General features: G+C 43.0%; 15 protein-coding genes. All 15 read right to left on the bottom strand.

The window, feature by feature from the left end; all coding sequences use genetic code 11:
- Entirely contained in the window at positions 1-939 is a 939-nt protein-coding gene (locus AC2TF5_RS14255; protein WP_491297708.1) for an ABC transporter ATP-binding protein, read from the bottom strand.
- Between the two features lie 127 nt (positions 940-1066).
- Entirely contained in the window at positions 1067-2194 is a 1128-nt protein-coding gene (locus tag AC2TF5_RS14250) for a sensor histidine kinase (RefSeq protein ID WP_491297707.1), read from the bottom strand.
- Positions 2194-2811 (bottom strand): response regulator, encoded by a 618-nt coding sequence (locus tag AC2TF5_RS14245; protein WP_491302889.1) that lies wholly within the window; start codon positions 2809-2811, stop codon positions 2194-2196. Before AC2TF5_RS14245 ends, AC2TF5_RS14250 begins: the two co-directional genes overlap by 1 nt.
- 156 nt (positions 2812-2967) lie before the next feature.
- Positions 2968-3066: a hypothetical protein gene (locus tag AC2TF5_RS14240; RefSeq protein WP_491302888.1), complete on the bottom strand. Its 99-nt coding sequence runs from the start codon at positions 3064-3066 to the stop codon at positions 2968-2970.
- Between the two features lie 171 nt (positions 3067-3237).
- Positions 3238-5025 (bottom strand): S41 family peptidase, encoded by a 1788-nt coding sequence (locus AC2TF5_RS14235; protein ID WP_491297706.1) that lies wholly within the window; start codon positions 5023-5025, stop codon positions 3238-3240.
- A gap of 257 nt (positions 5026-5282) precedes the next feature.
- Entirely contained in the window at positions 5283-6092 is an 810-nt protein-coding gene (locus AC2TF5_RS14230; protein WP_491297705.1) for a hypothetical protein, read from the bottom strand.
- Positions 6093-6594: 502 nt separating this feature from the next.
- Entirely contained in the window at positions 6595-6738 is a 144-nt protein-coding gene (locus AC2TF5_RS14225) for a hypothetical protein (protein ID WP_491297703.1), read from the bottom strand.
- Positions 6739-6923: 185 nt separating this feature from the next.
- Complete coding sequence (locus AC2TF5_RS14220; protein ID WP_491297702.1) at positions 6924-8318, bottom strand: transcriptional regulator; 1395 nt, start codon at positions 8316-8318, stop codon at positions 6924-6926.
- A gap of 279 nt (positions 8319-8597) precedes the next feature.
- Positions 8598-10010, bottom strand: coding sequence for a group II intron reverse transcriptase/maturase (gene ltrA / locus AC2TF5_RS14215; protein WP_491297701.1), 1413 nt, complete (start codon positions 10008-10010; stop codon positions 8598-8600).
- Between the two features lie 444 nt (positions 10011-10454).
- Positions 10455-10592 (bottom strand): hypothetical protein, encoded by a 138-nt coding sequence (locus tag AC2TF5_RS14210; RefSeq protein WP_491297700.1) that lies wholly within the window; start codon positions 10590-10592, stop codon positions 10455-10457.
- A gap of 162 nt (positions 10593-10754) precedes the next feature.
- On the bottom strand, positions 10755-12188 hold the full coding sequence (locus tag AC2TF5_RS14205) for a VanZ family protein (RefSeq protein ID WP_491297699.1): 1434 nt from the start codon (positions 12186-12188) through the stop codon (positions 10755-10757).
- A gap of 81 nt (positions 12189-12269) precedes the next feature.
- Positions 12270-14858 (bottom strand): ABC transporter permease, encoded by a 2589-nt coding sequence (locus tag AC2TF5_RS14200; RefSeq protein ID WP_491302758.1) that lies wholly within the window; start codon positions 14856-14858, stop codon positions 12270-12272.
- Positions 14855-15538: an ABC transporter ATP-binding protein gene (locus tag AC2TF5_RS14195; RefSeq protein ID WP_491302757.1), complete on the bottom strand. Its 684-nt coding sequence runs from the start codon at positions 15536-15538 to the stop codon at positions 14855-14857. The genes AC2TF5_RS14200 and AC2TF5_RS14195 overlap by 4 nt, the downstream gene beginning before the upstream one ends.
- Positions 15539-15632: 94 nt before the next feature.
- Entirely contained in the window at positions 15633-16634 is a 1002-nt protein-coding gene (locus AC2TF5_RS14190) for a sensor histidine kinase (RefSeq protein ID WP_491302756.1), read from the bottom strand.
- Positions 16635-17318 (bottom strand): response regulator transcription factor, encoded by a 684-nt coding sequence (locus AC2TF5_RS14185; protein ID WP_491302755.1) that lies wholly within the window; start codon positions 17316-17318, stop codon positions 16635-16637. It abuts the gene before it with no gap.
- Positions 17319-17621 lie beyond the last annotated feature (303 nt).

Below are 17621 nucleotides of genomic sequence, written 5' to 3'. Positions count from 1 at the left end.
TTACTCGTCTCGCAGCGTTCGGCCGGTTAAAGTCAGGAACACGCTCTCCAGACTGGGCTCCTGTGCTTCCACGCCGCGAATTTCCACGCCGCTTGCCACAAGCAGCTGAATGATTGGATTTAAGTTGTTGATTTCTACAACGGAGCTGATGTTAATCGTCTGTTCCGCCGCTTCGACCGTGTTCACACCAACAATGCTTTTCAACTGTTCCATCGGAAGACGTTCGGTCGATCGGACCGTAATGCTAATATTTTTCTGATTCGTAATAATCGCCTTAAGCTGTGCCTTCGTCCCTTCCGCAATGATCTTCCCATGGTCAATGATCGCGATCTGCGAGCAGATTTCTTCAACTTCCTCCATATAATGACTCGTATAAATGATTGTACTGCCCATTCGATTCAGCTTCCGAACCGAGTTCAAGATATAATTGCGGGATTGCGGATCGATACCCACCGTCGGCTCATCCATTATGATCAGCTTAGGTCTGTGAGCAATCGCGCAGGCGATATTCAGCCTTCTCTTCATTCCACCTGAAAAGCTCCTCGGATAGCTCCCCTGCCGATCCGCAAGGCCAACGAATTCCAAGGCTTCGAGTGCGCTGCGTTTCAGCTCTGATCCCCTTAAACCATATAGCCCGGCAAAAAAGTGTACATTCTCATAAGCAGTCATATCTTCATAGATCGCTAAATCCTGGGGCACGAAGCCGATCGCCTGCTTCGCAAACCTACTGTGCTTGGCGATATTCCGGCCTATGATCTCGATTTCACCTTTCGTCGCGGAGAGCAAGGAAGCAACCATATGAATCGTCGTGCTCTTGCCTGCGCCATTAGGCCCCAAAAATCCGAAAATTACTCCCTCTTGCACCGATAGCGATAAATTGTCCACGGCGGTAAATTCTCCGAATTTTTTCGTTAACTGTTTGATTTCCAGTATGTTCACCGTTGTTTCACCCTCCCGTTAAGTCCGTTTCTGATGTTCTTATCGTACAAAAAAAGGACGTCCTTGCAGAAGTGCACAAGTTCATCCTCTTCCCATGAATTTATTCATGTAATCCCCCTTCAAACATTCATGGGGCATATGGTATTAACGTTGTGACCGAAAACCCCTGCGAACCGTCGACAATGACCTTTCCTCCTACTGCCGCCGCCCTTTCCTCCATTCCAATAATACCTAGTCCCTTCACGATCTTCCCTTTCCCTTGGCCATTGTCAGTAACTGTAGCCTTAATTAGTGTAGGTAGCACCTGAACATGGATTGAAACCGCGGTGGCTCCGGCGTACTTCATCATATTAGTGAATGCCTCTTTCATATTATCTTGGATGATCTTCCAATGGATCGGCGAGATGAAATCCATATTTCCTTCATAGGTAAATGCCGTACGGATCGGGTGGTTATCCGAAAATTCATCAATGAAAAATTTCATTCGGTTAACGCCCATCTGTTCCGTAGGCGGCTTCATCTTCTTCAGATCGAAACGAATGCTTTCGATGCCCTCTTTCGATATATGGATAGCATTGTCCAGCAGCAACGACGCTTGGTCTGAATTGATCTTGATTAAGCGCTTCGCCGCCTCCATCTGGATCAGTGCGCTGGTCATCGCGTGTCCGATGTTATCGTGGATGTCCTGGGACAATCGGTTGCGTTCCTCCAGCTTAAGCGTATATTCCGCTTGCCGCAGAAACTCGTTATTTTCCTGCAGCCGAGTGTGCACCCGTTCAAGATCGCCGCGCATTCGCTCCAGTTCGGAGTGCTGTCCGCGCAGCTTGTTATCGTATAACTTTAGTGTGGAAAAATAGATCAGAGTCACTGCCGCAATGAGTATGTAGAGAAGCATTAGTTGCCGCGGCACGAGTAATAAGGGGATCATCATGAGGAGGGACGACGCAATTCCTTGTTTACCGACAAAGATTGACGCCAACTCGTAAAGATGAGCCGGAAGCAGCAAAATCACCAGCGGATGATCCTGGAACATGGCGATAGCTATTCCTATGGATAGCACAGCGACGAGGGGGCGAAAGCTCTCTTTTTTCAACATATAAAACAGCAGGTTCGTACTTAGATATAATAATACGGATAAAATATACCAGGGCGTTAAGCTCGTTTCGGATGATAGGGATTGGCCGATTGTAAAGACAAGTAGGGCCACTTTATAGCCGATCTTCAACAGTTCCGATGCATCTCTTGGTTCGCTCATCAGGTCAATTCACCTGTCAAATAGTAAATGGCGATTTGGGTGCGGTGCGTGAGGCCCGTCTTGCCTAATATAGAAGTAACGTGATTGGCAATGGTGCCCTCAGAGATATAGATCTGTTTGGAAATTTCCTTGTTTGTCCTTCCCTTGGCGATCAGCGCCATAATATCCAGTTCTCTTTCCGTAAAGAGGCTCTTGTCGATCCCGGGCCCTTGGTTAAGTGCGGGCGGCTCTGTGTCCTTCCCCGTCTTTCCCCCAGCAACATCCGATTTCAACTTGTCTAATACCGTGTCTTGCAGCACATTATGACCGTAATACAGGGTTTTAATCGCATCGCAGATCCGCTCGGGGTCGTTATTTTTCAGCAAATAGCCCTTGGCCCCGTATGTAATTGCATCCCTTATATATTCGTCATCATCAAACGTCGTCAAAATCAGCGGCCTTGTTGCTGTACGCTCGACGATCAGCTTGGTCGCTTCCACTCCGTTCATTTCCGGCATTCGCACGTCAAGCAGCGCTACATCGACCTCATTCTGCTCGCAATAGGCAACAGCCTCCTGTCCATTCTGAACCGTGGCCACAACCTCAAATCCTTCAAACGTGGTTAGAATAATTCTCATCCCTTCGCGAATGAATGAATTGTCGTCGGCAATAAGCACCTTAATGTTCGGCACAAATCACTCCCCCTTCCCTTCCATTTATTATGCATTATGAAAGGCGTCAGCACCATACTGAGTATTCAGCAGCGTGGTTCAGTATGCACTGTTGGACAACGATTAGAAGGCGGTCAATGTAAAAATTTCGCCCATTACTTTCATAATATCAAACAAATCAGGTGTATTGGTTCTGTTAGTTAGAGCGACCCTGATTACCATCGCCACATCACCAACATGTCCCTTGTAATTGTTAGGATTAGCTTTACATTGCTTCATATCCTTTGCAAAGCAATTTAGAAAATGAGCTGAAAATGTGTCTTTACTACGTTTAATCTCCAAAGCAAAAGGTGCCCGAAGCCATAAGGCATAACGGGCACGCTCTGTTTCTTATTACTTTTTTTCACCGTTAATTGTTTCAATGGCCTTCTCCAAATAGATATCGCGGCCTTCACGAACTTCCTTAATCGTTCGCTCCACGGGAACGGTAGGCTGAATACCAATGAGATGGTGTTGGCTGCCGTCTTGTTTTAAAGTTACTAGACCCGTCCATGCAACGGTACAGCCACCCGGCAAATTTATTACGTTTACGTCCCCGTTTGCTCCTGCAGTCGGTTGACCGACAATTTCCGCCAAGCGGTGATGTTCAACAATGCCCATAATCGTTTCAGAATAGCTTATGGCGCCCCCATAAGTCAGAAACACAATTTTGCCTTTTAGTTTTGGTTGCAACGGTTGTATCGTATATGATACGGGATTAAATGTTACTTTTTCACGATCCGGGTATACAGTTAATGGTATATGGAATTGTGGCGTCTTCAACGGAGCATCTGTCAGATACGGCAATATATCTATCCCAATTGAACCTGGATACGGGTAACCTCTAAGATCGAAGATGACGCCTTTAGCTTTTTCTAGTTCAGGGAGCTTTTCCTTAAACATTTCCTTTGTTAGCTGTGCCAAATTAATGTAATAGATACCATCTTCCACCTGTTCAATGATCGCAGGACGAATGAATTCATCAACTGTTCGGTCGGTATAAGGAATCGCGATATCAAACTTATGCTCGCCGCGCTGAACTGTCAACTTCGATTCCTTTCCTTTTACGCCTTGCAAAATATGGCGAGAAGCTGCTACACGTTTATACTGCTCGCTCCCAGAAATAATTCCTTCTAGTTCTTTGTAATACGAGGTGGCCTCTCTACCATTTATCGTTAATATGACATCTCCTGGCTTTAGAGCGATTCCTTCTTTGACGTTCGTAACGACGACTTGTTCTTCGATCCATTGCACGCTATAAGGAGAGAAGGCTACATTACTTGTAAGACCAGAAGCTATAACGAAGTTATGCCCATCCTGGAGATTTGCCAGCATTTGTTTCATTCTAAGTACGAACTGATCAGCCGTACGCTTGTTCAAGCTTTCTTGCAACGCTTCCGTTAACGCTTGCTCCCAATCGACCTTCACGACATCAAAATAAGGGTAGAAATGTTGAATCGCATTCCAAGTAATAACGAAATTGGCTAATTGCACGTTAGGGTCATCTAATGAAGCTTTATCGAGATCGATTCGCGAAAGCTGCTGTTGGAGCTGGGTAAATGCTCGTGTCGATTGCGGCGTTGCGCCGATTGTACCGCTATCATTACGATACAGGACGATCGGTATATGGGCAAATAGATCCGTGGCAATTCGTTTGACGGTCGTTTCCCCTGGCTGCAAAACATGATTCAATAACTTAATCTGGCTAGTGTCGACGGATTGTAGCCGCTCACTAGTATATTGTTCTTGGGGTGAGTTCATTTTGACACTTATGTGAAGCCACGCGGTCAAATTTTTTGCTTGTTTTGGCGGGCTGAGCGGTGTTACGTTGTTCTGTTTCGAAAGGCTCATCGTCGGAGCAACCGGATAAAAGAGTTCGTGCAGCGTTGTTGTTAATTCCTTGTTTGTTTTGGCACTCCTTACTTTGCTTACCCCATGAATGGCAAAGCGATGCCAGTCGATTTTCTCATTCTCATCACTTGGGTGAAAAAATCTCACATAGCCATACAATTTTGCAAACGCTTGTACATTCGCAAGCTCTTGATCTTGAATCGCCGATGTCTCCTGTTCCTTCGCAAAAGCGGGGAGCGCTGACATGAGAAATACGATTGTTGCTATGAGTACAAGACTTATCCGTTTCATTTGTAAGTTCACCTCTTTTCATGATTTAGCATAATGGCGCCACCCATTATTTTGTTACTTTCCAACTTTGCAAATGAACGCTTTATTTATGCTGCATCCCTCCCCTTCAACTTCATATACCAATTTTAACCATCAATTAATTCTGGGGAACCCGCCCTGGGATGAGTCTTTTGATTGGACTTTGGTCTAGTTCGTGAGCCAAACCATCTTATAAATTCTACATTATATTTTATGCTAGGCTGTGCATCGATCGCTTCTTATGACAACATAAATCTCTGCATTCGTTCAAAAACCCTTTTTTCGCCCATTACTTTCATAATATCAAACAAATCAGGTGTATTGGTTCTGTTAGTTAGAGCGACCCTGATTACCATCGCTACATCACCAACATGTCCCTTGAAATCGTTAGGATTGGCTTTATATAGCTTCATATCCTTTGCAAATCCGAGTCTTACTGCAAGTTCTTTAATTTCATGAAACCAAGCTTCCTTTTCATTATTGAACCTATAAGTTTTGCTGAAACCTAGTACAATTTCTTTCGCAACATCAAAACCAACATTTGTAGGTGATTTATAGCCACTTAATACATCCTTTTCAAACAATTCGTCATAAAAGAAATCTATCATTGGTTTCACATCGGACCACTTTGAATAATCTTTTCTTGTTTTTTCACTCGTTCGACCTATATTTAGAATGTTTACAGTGTATTCCTTATTCTTGTCAATTAAAGTATATAGCTCAGAATCAAATTCCTTTGACCAAGTGCATAAATGGTCAAATACTTGTTTACCCGTGAGCCTTGAGATAACATCCTTGCTGATGTCACCCAGTTTTTTCATGTCTAATAAGGCACCACTGGCATTCATTTTATCAGTATAGATAAAAAAGTCTCTAAATGATTTATGAGGGTTTGCCATCCTCCATTCTTCAAAGTCAGAATTGATGAGATTCATGAAGTATTCACCTATAGCTATTCCTGGGTATCCTTGTTCTTTGTAATAGTCAGCGGTACCATCAAGATCCTTACGTTTACTGAATTTCCGTTTCGAAGCTCCGACTTGCTTCATATTCTTGTCAATTTCGGAAAAAACAAAAAAGCCGGACATATCAAACCTAATTCGTCTCGAAGACTAAGTGCATTAGTGCTGGGCAGAAGGTTTCATTAAAAAAATGATGAATTCAACTCACGTTATTGTGCTAACGGGAAATGATATTGTTCGTAAAGATGATTTCCATAAACTCAATTAGTAACTGAAAGAGCCCGATTCAGTATGAAGAATTGGGGGATATACTAAGGGAATTACATTATAGGGAGTTTAGCGGCAATAGGGTCAAACAACAACACCCCCAGATAGAAAACCAGATATTGGTAATTACATGCTATTATTTTGTTGAACTGAGGTCAATAGTTATAATTATGACATTAACTATAATAGATACATAAGAACGATTTACCAGCAAAGCTGCATAAATTCAGAACATAATAAAAAAGATAGCTCCAGATACACCTGAAGCCATCACTTTATGATTCTAACTATTATTAAAATACAAAAACATAAAATGTAAGAATTAATCCGTTCCTACTCCGTGATTACTTAATTGCATTATCTGAATTTGTGAAATAGTGTTGTCAGCATTTACAGTAAAACTCGGAGTTGCTACCACAAAAAGAAAACTAAAGGCAATCAATAGATGAGCCAATTTTTTTTTCATAATTTCCTGCACCTCACTAATTTGTTTTTTTATCTCTTCATTGTTTTTATCGTGAAATATGGCTAAACTACACAAATATTCCCGCATTTGGAACATCTATAATTGTAACAGAATCTACTATATTTTCCAATAAAAATATGTGAAATAGTAACAAAGCTATAGTTATAAAATATGATACTTCTCCGCTAAGCTAATAAACTAACGGAAAGACCAATTTTTTTATCATTTAGCTTTTGAACTTCACACACTAAACCCCTGTATCTTTGCTGCACCTCAAGTGTAGAAAAATTACGAAATTGTTCAAACACCCCCATACATCTTAACATTCCATTATCGCTGTTTATAGTAATGGACTTTTCCAAACTATCTAGAATTAATTCCAATCCCTTATCAAACTGCTTTAAATTCAAATAATATATTCCTAATTCAGCTAATAACCTAGTATATCGATCAACGGTTATTTGTTGAAAAATTACCCCTATATGATTCCTTTGTTCTTTGAATCCAATATAACCCTTAAATTTTTCCAAGATATGATCAACTCGTAGTTGATATCTATTTGCAGCAATCATAATGTTGCAAATTGCGAGAAATATTTCATCCTCCTTATCTGTGATGTATTTTACATACTCCGAAAGTGCTCCATCATTTCCAGCCATTAGTTTATATAGATATCTGTTAGCCTCAGCCCACTCATTAAACTGTTTAATTATAAGGAGTTCTTCTTCATTTGGCTCATTTTTGAGCCATTCCGGATCGGAGTACATAGAAACATACTTTAATGCTAAATCATAAGCCCCACGTTCATAATAAACAGTGGCTTGTATTAAGTATGAATATAACTTATAGAAAACGATCGGTTTACTTCTCTCTTCTTCTTGTCCAAACATGCCCTCTTTGTATTGATATTGGATTGAAGCTATTCTCCCCATTTTATCAGCTAGTTCATCAACTTTGTTCCACCTATTCAATGATACGTTTAAGTTTATCAGCTCTCTTAACGCATCCAATTGATAAACTTCATCTAATCTATCAATATAAGGTTCAAAGTATACTGAAGCCCTTGAATTAATTTCCTGATCATCATCCAATCCCAATACAAACAATCGATACTGGCAAAGAGCCAACCGCTCGGAATGCTGGAATCTTTCACTCTCAGCCACGCTCTTATAGATCAAGACAGCTGCCTCATGCTTTCCCTCTTTGAAAAAAAACTCAGCCGTTTCAAAGAGTAAGGGGGAATAGGAAATATTATCCATCGTCATCCGGACAGCCTTGTCCAGACAATATAGCTTCCCCAGTTCTGCGCATCGGTGAAGAAACGGTCCCAGTCGACGCCAATCCGGCGTAGTATGAAATATACACTCATCGATGTACAACTCGTAAAAATAACCCTCTTCCAGACCCATACCTAACGTAATCCGGTCCAATTGCTGCATGGAAATCGGGCGGTTCCCATTCAGAATGTTGCTGAGTGTGCCGCTATTAACTTCCGATATTTCTGCAAACCGATTAATCGTCATTTCGTTCCTATGTAAAAACTCTTCCAGTTGTTCACGAATCGTGGCTGTCATTTCCAAGCTAACACCACCCTTTAGGATCAGAACCCAAATATTAGTATATTTCTCTATACAGTAATCATATTGATTAATATTCCAGCGGTCAATACTTAATTACGTCATTTTTTTGCATAAAACAACCAATATGATTTAAAAATCCCAAATTCACTTGCATTTTTTTATCTATTTTATATAGTGTCAAATTGAATGCTGCTAATCGGGTAGGAGGCTACCCATTAGTTGAGTAGCCGACCTCCCACACCACCGTACGTACCGTTCGGTATACGGCGGTTCCTTAGTTTACGCTGTTACTTGTCGATAATAATCTGAAAAGAATAAAAATCCGGTTCCTTTGAGGGTATTATTCCCGAGGGATTTAGAGAGGATTGGGCTATTGGATATTCTCCAATAGCTCTTTCTTGTGTTTGCGTATTCCCATGCTTTCTGTTCCTGGATTCCGAGTGATTGCAACATCGTGAACTTTGTCTTCACTCGTTTCCATTGTTTCCAGTAGATCATGCGAATTCGCCTTCTCATCCATTTGTCCGTAGTTTCGAGTAGTTTCTTCATGTCGGCTATTTTGAAGTAATTGATCCATCCCATAATGTAGCGTTTAAGCTTCTCCGCCCGGTCTTTATTCCCCACTCCATTGCTTCTTGATGTATGCTCTTTTATTTTGGCTTTCATCTTTGCGATGGATTTCGGGTGTATTCTGACCTTCGTTTCTCCATTCCGTTGGTAGAACGAGAACCCAAGAAATTTGACTCTCGTCGCTTCATCCACTGTCGTTTTCTCCCGATTCACTTTGAGAAATAACTTCTTCTCGATGTAGGGAAGAATGTTTTCCAGTGTCCGTTCTGCACTTCTCCTGCTTTTGCAGAAGATGAGCAAATCGTCCGCATACCGTACAAACTTGTGTCCTCTCTTCTCCAGTTCCTTGTCCAATTCATTTAGCATAATGTTGCTGAGGATTGGACTCAGGTTTCCACCCTGTGGTACGCCGATTTCCGTGTCCTCGAACTTGTGCTTCACGACGACACCCGCCCTAAGATATTTATGAATTAATGAAATGACTCGACCGTCCTTAATCGTTCTCGAAAGCACCTCGATGAGTTTGCTTTGGTTAACGGTGTCAAAGTATTTCTCTAAATCCATATCCACGACATAGCAATAGCCTTCCTGAATATATTGCTGACTTCGTCTTATGGCTTGGTGAGCGCTTCGTTTAGGGCGAAACCCGAAGCTGTTGTCCGAAAACTGCTTTTCATAGATCGGTGTGAGCACTTGAGCGATCGCCTGTTGGATGACTCGGTCGACCACTGTTGGGATGCCTAGGTTTCTTTTCTTTCCGTTCTCTTTCGGGATTTCTACCCTTCGAACGGGATTTGGACGGTACTTTCCGTCCAGAATGGATTGCTTGATGGCTTCGCCGTTCTCTTTGAGATGTTGTAGAAGTTCATCCACTTTCATCCCATCGATCCCGTGAGCGCCCTTGTTTGCTTTCACCCTCTTGAATGCTTCATTCAGGTTATTACTGCTCACAATTTCCTCAAGTAATCCCTTCTTCGACTCGTTTGCGTTGGTGTTGTTGTTTTCAGTTATCCTTGCAGGACTGTGCACTCCCGCATATCCTTCGTGTTCCGCACTATCTTTCTGCGTGGAGCCTTCCGCTCGAAGTTGGCTGCCCTTTATTCCTGTTTTGGTAACTTTCATTGACTAACACCTCCTAAGGTTCAGCCCTTCCCTCGTGTCGTCGACTACATGAGGTAATATGGCTTCTGCTGACTTCTCATGATAAATCTTGTTTCAACCGTGATTCGAAGTTCATCTCCTCACGTCCATGAGACCTCCCACGGTAAGACGATTCACTTTCCTTCCATGTACCCACATCATTTACATTGGTATGTCCGTGTAGTTGATTGGACTTCGTTTTGTTCAGCAAACTCATCCCATATCCTATGCCTGATGATGTTCGTGTTCCTTGGGTCGGAATTTTGCCTCCAGCTTCCTTCAGATTCCACCTCGCGATGGACACCTTTGCTCTTGGCTAGTGGTTGGTAACTATAAACCCCCACAGTGGATTTTCACCACCTAGTTAATCGCCATGCGTGGCACACTGAGAAAAAGCGCTCCGAAATTTCCGGAAACGCTTTTTTACTAACCAGGGGTCTGGACAGCGTACTGCCGCGCGGGGATAAGCTCATCGCCTTGTGCTCCTGCACGAAATGGTAGAGATACTCTTGCTTCGATAAAGCCTTGATATGTTGCAAGCATGGAATTGCGTAATTTACCCATGACGCTGCCCGTTTCTGCAACCGATCCAGAAAGTTGGACAACACAATAACGGCCCTGACTTCAACCAAGTCAGGGCCGATTACCTACTATATACTCTTCTGCTTTAACGCATCGATAATGTTTTCCTTTTTACTTCTAAATGGAAAGTAGGTCCAACACGTATTAGCTCCTTCTTGCCTGAATTAATGTGAACCAATTCGAATCCCCGTTAAATACACCGTATACTCTGTATACAGGCTGATAGAAGTTCTTCGTGTCATATATAAACGAAAGCTCAATTCCTGTTATATCAAGTTGGTCACCTTTTTTAATAACGAGTTGATCATGCTTTAATATTGCATTTCTTTTTATTTGAGGAAATTCACCATTCTTAATACGCTCATATACCTCTGCAGGAGACAGTATATCCACTTCCTTAATAAATTGATTCTCTTGGAGCAAATTATTTATCGAATATATACTGCCATCTTGTTTAAGACCGAGAAACAGTTCGCCAGTCCAATAATTTTCATTTAACTCCGCTTTATCCGGGAGGGACCATTGAAATTCTCCGCCCTCCAATGTTGTAAAATCAGCGTCTTGAGGGAGTAGGCCAAGATCGGCCATAATGGTTTTGGCCTTTGGGAGCATCGGTTCTTGGTCAGTGAATGAGGTTCGCTCTGGTGTATAATTGTTCTCGGTTAACGACCAGTTTCCCTCTTTGGATTGATATAATGTATATTGTGTTCCTGATTTGTCTTTCAATAGAACCTCACGATCGCTATCCTCATCCTTAACTTTCAACTCAGATAATCCTAATTTCTGCTGCAGCAGGGCTTCAACTCCATCCCGATGAATGATTTTCTTGTATACGGGGGCGACTGCTGGTGCTGAGCTTAGCTGAAGGGATGTTGTCATATGAACATCTTTCATATTCCATTTGGTAAACGAGTTTATGGCCAGATTTCCGAACTCCTGCTGGAAGTAGACGATATTCATGCCGACAAAAAGCAAACCCATTAGTAGAGGTATCGCAAGGTTTCCCAGAAGACTTTTCATTTTGACTTTTTTGTTATGAACAATGGAAGCTACTAGTCTGTATAACTGGTATCCAAAAATACCACCAAGCGTGTTGTTAATGATATCATCAAGCTCAAACAGCCCTGCGCCTGTTAGCGTCTGGTAGGTTTCAATAAATAGCGTAGAACTTACAACGACAAGAAGAAGCCACTTGAATGCTTTAAATTTTCGGCTGATTAAAGGCAGCAATATTCCCATCGGGATAAACATGATTATATTAAAAATACAGTTCTGAAGATCACGTAAGGAATACTTATTCCATGCTTCAATATAACCGCTGAATGGATGGAGATTCATCTGCAAGAAATAGGAGTGGCCGCGGTCGAACATGGTTAGCTCGAGCACAAAAACAACATATCCGATGAACAGCGCGCCAAGAAAAAGCTTTTTTATGTGAATCACTGGCTTTCCCTCTGATTGTCGATTTCTATCATAAAGGAAATAATATAGCCCTATAAGAACGAATTCGATCCCGATAATTACTATGACCGGCAGCATTAAAAAACTTAGGTTATTATAGATTTCATCGATCCCCAAGACGAGGTCCTCCCTATGATTTTACTCTAATGATGGTTGACACTGTCATTCCTTGCATCTTCAAGTTGGGGCCGGTTACCTTTATGCATTCTCTTGCTTTAATGCATCCATGATGTTTTCCTTTTTTACTTTCGCGCCGGAATATAACATGGCAGAACCGACAATGACAAATACGGCGACAATGACAGACAGAATGCTCATCCAAGGAAGGGTGAACCCGTAACTGAATTTGTTCGAAAACGCCCTATAGATCAGATACATCACGACGAAACTGACGGGAAGCCCGAACACTAGCGACTTGACCCCATAAAAAACACTTTCGTAGTTCATCATTTTCGCAAAGCCTTTTGGCGTCATGCCTACGGATTTCAGCATCGCGAATTCTCGTTTGCGAAGGGATAAGCCCGTCGAGATCGTATTAAAAATATTCGCAATGGAAATCGCCGAAATCAATACGATAAATCCATAAGAGAAGACGGACATCAATAGAATCTGTTGTTCTTCGCTTTTTCTGGATTGATATACATTGAAGACATTCAGATTGGTCTCATGCATCTCTTCGATTTCCTGCTGCGTTCGCAGCGGTTCCGTGCTTTTCAAATGGAGGTACATCTGAACGTTACCAAGATCGTCGTCTGCCAATCGATTCATGACGCGTTCCGACACGATCATATTTAACCCGCCTACGCCTGTCGGGCTCATCCCCATCGGTGCTTGATCCGTTAACGCGGCAACGGTCACTTCGTTTGCCTTCGTTTCTTCCCCATTCTCTTTATAGAAGTTCGTTAACGCGATACGCTCTCCAACATTCGTATAGATGGCCTTCGTCTGGACGTATTTCCCCGTATCCATATCTTTGTAATGGATCCTATCCATCACGATCGCGGCGGGATGATCCGGATCCGTAAGCTGCGCGTAATCTGCGCCGACCGCTCTGGCATAGGCTTGCAGGCTCGAATCGTCCAATGCATGAATCTTAATATCGTAAGGGTATTTGCCGTCTTGCAGTAAGCTCTTGTCCTTCTTCACCTTCGCTTGCAATTCATCGGCGATGATCGCTGCATCGACCCAAGCGTTCTCATACAACTCGAGAATCACGTTATATTCCGTGACGCTATCCATGGATACAATCGATCGCATCAACCGATCGTCTATTCTTTTTCCGTTGCTGTGCGACACTTCAATATCATAATTGATGCCTTCCCGCGACAGTTCCAGGGATTGTGTCATGCCGGCGGTAAAAAACGATACCGTCAAAAACAAAACAATGCTGATGACGAGCGAAAATACGATGGCATGATATCTCCGTTTGTTCCTTTTTAAGTTTTTCAGCCCGATCTCCGCTTCGATCCCGAAGAACTTGCGAATGAACTTCGACGTTCTCACGGCTTTGGCCGTAAGCTTGACGTCGGCAGTCTGGCGAATCGCGTCCATCGCGGATACCTTGGATGCTCTGATCGCCGGAAGATACGACGAAATGAAAATCGTCAACAGCGATACAACACAAGTAATCAAGAGCGATAACGGCGTGACGATAAGCGTCAGCTTCTCATTGGTCCATAATGCCCCTTGAATCATGGAATTCATGAACCAAAAGGTGATCCCGATCCCGGCAAGACCGCATAGGATGCCAATGGGAATGCTGATCAATCCAATGACGACACCTTCAAAAAGCACCGAATTACGCTTCTGCCTTTTCGTTGCCCCCACGCTCGCCAGCATCCCTAAATGGCGTGAACGTTCCGAGACGGATATCGCAAAAGCATTATAGATCAGCGACACCGAGCCGATCATAATGACCGCCATAATGATCGCCGCTAAGAAGAACATCATGCTGGACGAGCTACTGCTTTTGGACAAGCCGTAATAACGAAGTAAACTGTTATTATATTGGACCGACTCCATATGGTTTTTCTCAGCCAAATCCTCCGCATGAGCGAACAAGAACGGATTGACACGCTGCAACATCACCAACGCATCGACTCGATCGTTTGCCCCGATGATATTTTTATCGACATAGCTAAGGATCGTATACCCCGGAGACCAGGCCGTTTCCCCTAAGGGAGGCTTAATGAAGCCTACCACCGTATACTCCCTTGTCTTGATATGCTGCAACGTTTCCGTCACTATGCCGTCTTCCCTACGCAACGGTTCGGTCTGATCCAGGGGATGATCGCCCCCTTGTTCGAATCGTTCGCCGACGCGAAGGGTTAGATGATCGCCGATTTCATACTTCACTTTGGCGTTCATTGCAACGGGTTCGGAGATAACGACTTCCTTGTCCGTAAGTGGAAGACGCCCCTTGCTTAGTTCAACCTGAAATTGCGCGAAACCTTGCGCGTCATATGACTTGATGAACAAGTACGGCTTATTGGGGTTTTGCCCCCCTTCTAGTGGGGCAAACCCCAGATCTCTTGCCATCGCGACGGTTTTGGTTGCGTCATCGCCCTGTATCGCCGTAAGCTGTTCTTTGGTGACATCTTGGTATTGGACATGCCACTCCCCTGTATCTGCGATGGATTGTCTGATCATTAAATCCGAAAAGGAAAACACAAGCGTAGCGACGGCGGTCACCATGGCAACCGAAATGATGACGCCGATGATGGTTACGAGCGTTCGTCTCTTGTTCTGCTTCAGATGCCGGATCGTTAGCGTATTAACAATATTCAACGTCGGATCACCTCGTCTTTGGCAATCCTTCCGTCTTCAATCGAAATGACCCTGTCGGCTTGCAAAGCGATTCGTTCGTCATGAGTAATCACGATCAATGTCTGATGATAGGTTTTATTCGACATTTGTAATAAGTCGATGATCTCGCTGCTATTCTTGCTGTCCAGATTCCCGGTCGGCTCATCTGCCAGCATAATGGCAGGATTACTAATGAGCGCTCTGCCGATCGACACCCGTTGCTGTTGTCCGCCGGATAGCTGATTCGGCAGGTGATTTAGTCGATGATGCAAATTCAACGTATTCACAAGGCCATCCAATTGCTTTTGATCTACCTTTTGGTTATCCAGTAAGAGCGGCAACGTCATATTCTCTTCCACCGTCAGGACGGGAATCAGATTGAAAAACTGGTATATCAGGCCGATTTGTCTGCGCCTGAAGATGGCCAGCTGCGTTTCGTCCAAGTTATACATGTCCGTATCCTCAACGAGGACTTTGCCGCTAGTCGGCCGATCCACACCGCCCAGCATATGCAGAAGTGTCGATTTCCCCGATCCGGACGGGCCGATGATCGCGACAAATTCACCTTTTCGGACCGAAAAGGAAACATCGTCAAGCGCCTTTACCGCCGATTCGCCTTTACCGTATATTTTAGACAGATGATCTATTTTTAAAATTTCCAATGTAAAACCTCCATCTCTTTGCTGATGGATATCATTCTATCTGTCCAAAATGACTTTCAAGTGACTGTGAAGATGACAATTTACTCACTTACGGTCAAATCACTTGTTTATAAAATTTAATTCGAAACTGTGTACCCTTGTCGCTGCTGCTCGTCACATCGATCACTCCGTTCTGACTAGCAATAATGCTGTAAGCCATCGCAAGACCAATACCGATGCTCCCCTCACTAGCATTTTTCCCTTTATAAAAACGTTTAAAAATATAAGGCAAATCTTCTTTTGGAATGCCTTTTCCATTATCAGCAATGATAATTTCCGTAAATAGCGCGTTTTCGGAAAAAGAAATGACGATTATTCCTCCTTCATGCGTGTGCTCCACGCCGTTTTTCAAAATATTGATGATCGCTTCAGTAGTCCAATTGAAATCACCGACAAAAGAGACGTTGTCATCGCCCTTGATGGAAATCGTTTGTTCCTTAATATCCATCGGAATCAAAACCGGCTCTAACGCTTTTTGTACAAGCTTTTTCACCGATACTCGATCTTTTTTGAATTGGATTGTCTTTGCGTCGATTTTTGATAGCTTCAATAATGACGAAACAAGCCAATCGATTCGTTCAAGCTGAATACGAATATTACGGGTGAACTCCGTTCTTTTCGCTGAAGGTAAGTCAGGTTTGCTTAACAAATCCGCCATCACCATCATAGAGGTAAGCGGCGTTTTCAGCTGATGAGAGATATCGGAAATGGCATCCGTCAATTTAGTTTTGTCTTGCTGCAGAAGCGATCGCTGCTCTGACAGCATGAGCGTCACTTTATAAATATCATTTTTTAAAATGCTAAGCTCGCCTTCTTGATTATCGCGAACGTCAAGGGAATAATTGCCGCTGCTAATTTCACGCAAATAGACGGACAGCTTTTCAAGTTCGCGGTATCTCCATCTCGTGAATAACAGACTGCTTCCAATAAGTAAAATAGATAGGATGAAAATGAGCGCCGCCGCAACAGACGAAATGAAAGCAGCGGCAACGATCGCCGTTAAACTGATTGAACCCATGATGAACAATAAAATTTGAATCTCTCGATTACGCAGCATCTAATCACCGACCTTATATCCTAAACCGCGTACCGTTTTGATCATCGTGGGATGCTGCGGATCATCCTCCAGCTTTTCTCTTAGCCTTTTGATATATACCGTTAGCGTATTGTCGTTCACGAAGTCGCCTGCCACGTCCCAAATCTGCTCTAAAAGCTGATTTCTTGAGAGAACTTGTCCAATATGGTTGCCAAAGATCAACAATAAGCGATACTCCAAAGCGGTCAATGAAATTTCGGCGCCGTTTTTATACACTTTTCCTTCCAGCGTATTCATGCGGACATTGTCAATGTTAATGATCGCTTGGGTCTGAGACGGCTTATGATATCTCCGCAAGACAGACTTGATTCGCGAGAGAAGCTCGCGAATTCGAAAAGGTTTTGTAATATAATCATCGGCTCCCATGTCAAGCCCCATCACGACATTGACTTCATCGTCGATCGCCGTTAAAAAGATGACCGGAATATCTCGTCGCTCTTTCACCATTTTGCACAATTCATAACCGTTTCCATCCGGAAGCGATAAATCAAACAAGCATAAAGCGACTGAATCTATATCTTCGGCGAGCACCTTTTTCGCTGATGCGACATTATGGCAAAGAACGGTAGAAAATTGATCTTGCTGGAGCGAATATTCTAGACCGGACGCGATCGTTTTATCATCTTCCACTAATAATATTTTCATATGCAGATCATCCTAACTATAATATTAAATTCATTCTTCCATCTTAGCTTCGACATTATAACAAATTTATTCTGCAACAGGGAAAAAATCACTTACTCCAAGTTCGATCGAAAGGTTTTTCCTCTTGTCGTACGATTCTTGTAACCATTCCCGTTCATTTATTTTGAGGAAATACGGATTTCGGTTCCGGACCTCTAAGAATGCCCTTTGGATTTTCTCGGTTTGTACGGCATGAGTCGCAAAGGCGTGTCTCAATAGGTGGGTTTTTAGAACAACTTGATTTCCTTCCACTGTTTGAATAAT

It is taken from the genome of Paenibacillus sp. JNUCC 34, from assembly GCF_058269055.1.
This window is presented reverse-complemented; position numbering and strand designations above follow the sequence as displayed.

Coding starts and splice junctions, on each gene's coding strand:
- AC2TF5_RS14185 (WP_491302755.1), bottom strand. CDS start 17,318: ATGAAAATATTATTAGTGGAAGATGATAAAACGATCGCGTCCGGTCTA.
- AC2TF5_RS14230 (WP_491297705.1), bottom strand. CDS start 6,092: ATGAAGCAAGTCGGAGCTTCGAAACGGAAATTCAGTAAACGTAAGGAT.
- AC2TF5_RS14235 (WP_491297706.1), bottom strand. CDS start 5,025: ATGAAACGGATAAGTCTTGTACTCATAGCAACAATCGTATTTCTCATG.
- AC2TF5_RS14250 (WP_491297707.1), bottom strand. CDS start 2,194: ATGAGCGAACCAAGAGATGCATCGGAACTGTTGAAGATCGGCTATAAA.
- ltrA (WP_491297701.1), bottom strand. CDS start 10,010: ATGAAAGTTACCAAAACAGGAATAAAGGGCAGCCAACTTCGAGCGGAA.
- AC2TF5_RS14210 (WP_491297700.1), bottom strand. CDS start 10,592: ATGGGTAAATTACGCAATTCCATGCTTGCAACATATCAAGGCTTTATC.
- AC2TF5_RS14225 (WP_491297703.1), bottom strand. CDS start 6,738: ATGAAAAAAAAATTGGCTCATCTATTGATTGCCTTTAGTTTTCTTTTT.
- AC2TF5_RS14240 (WP_491302888.1), bottom strand. CDS start 3,066: ATGGTAATCAGGGTCGCTCTAACTAACAGAACCAATACACCTGATTTG.
- AC2TF5_RS14190 (WP_491302756.1), bottom strand. CDS start 16,634: ATGCTGCGTAATCGAGAGATTCAAATTTTATTGTTCATCATGGGTTCA.
- AC2TF5_RS14245 (WP_491302889.1), bottom strand. CDS start 2,811: ATGAGAATTATTCTAACCACGTTTGAAGGATTTGAGGTTGTGGCCACG.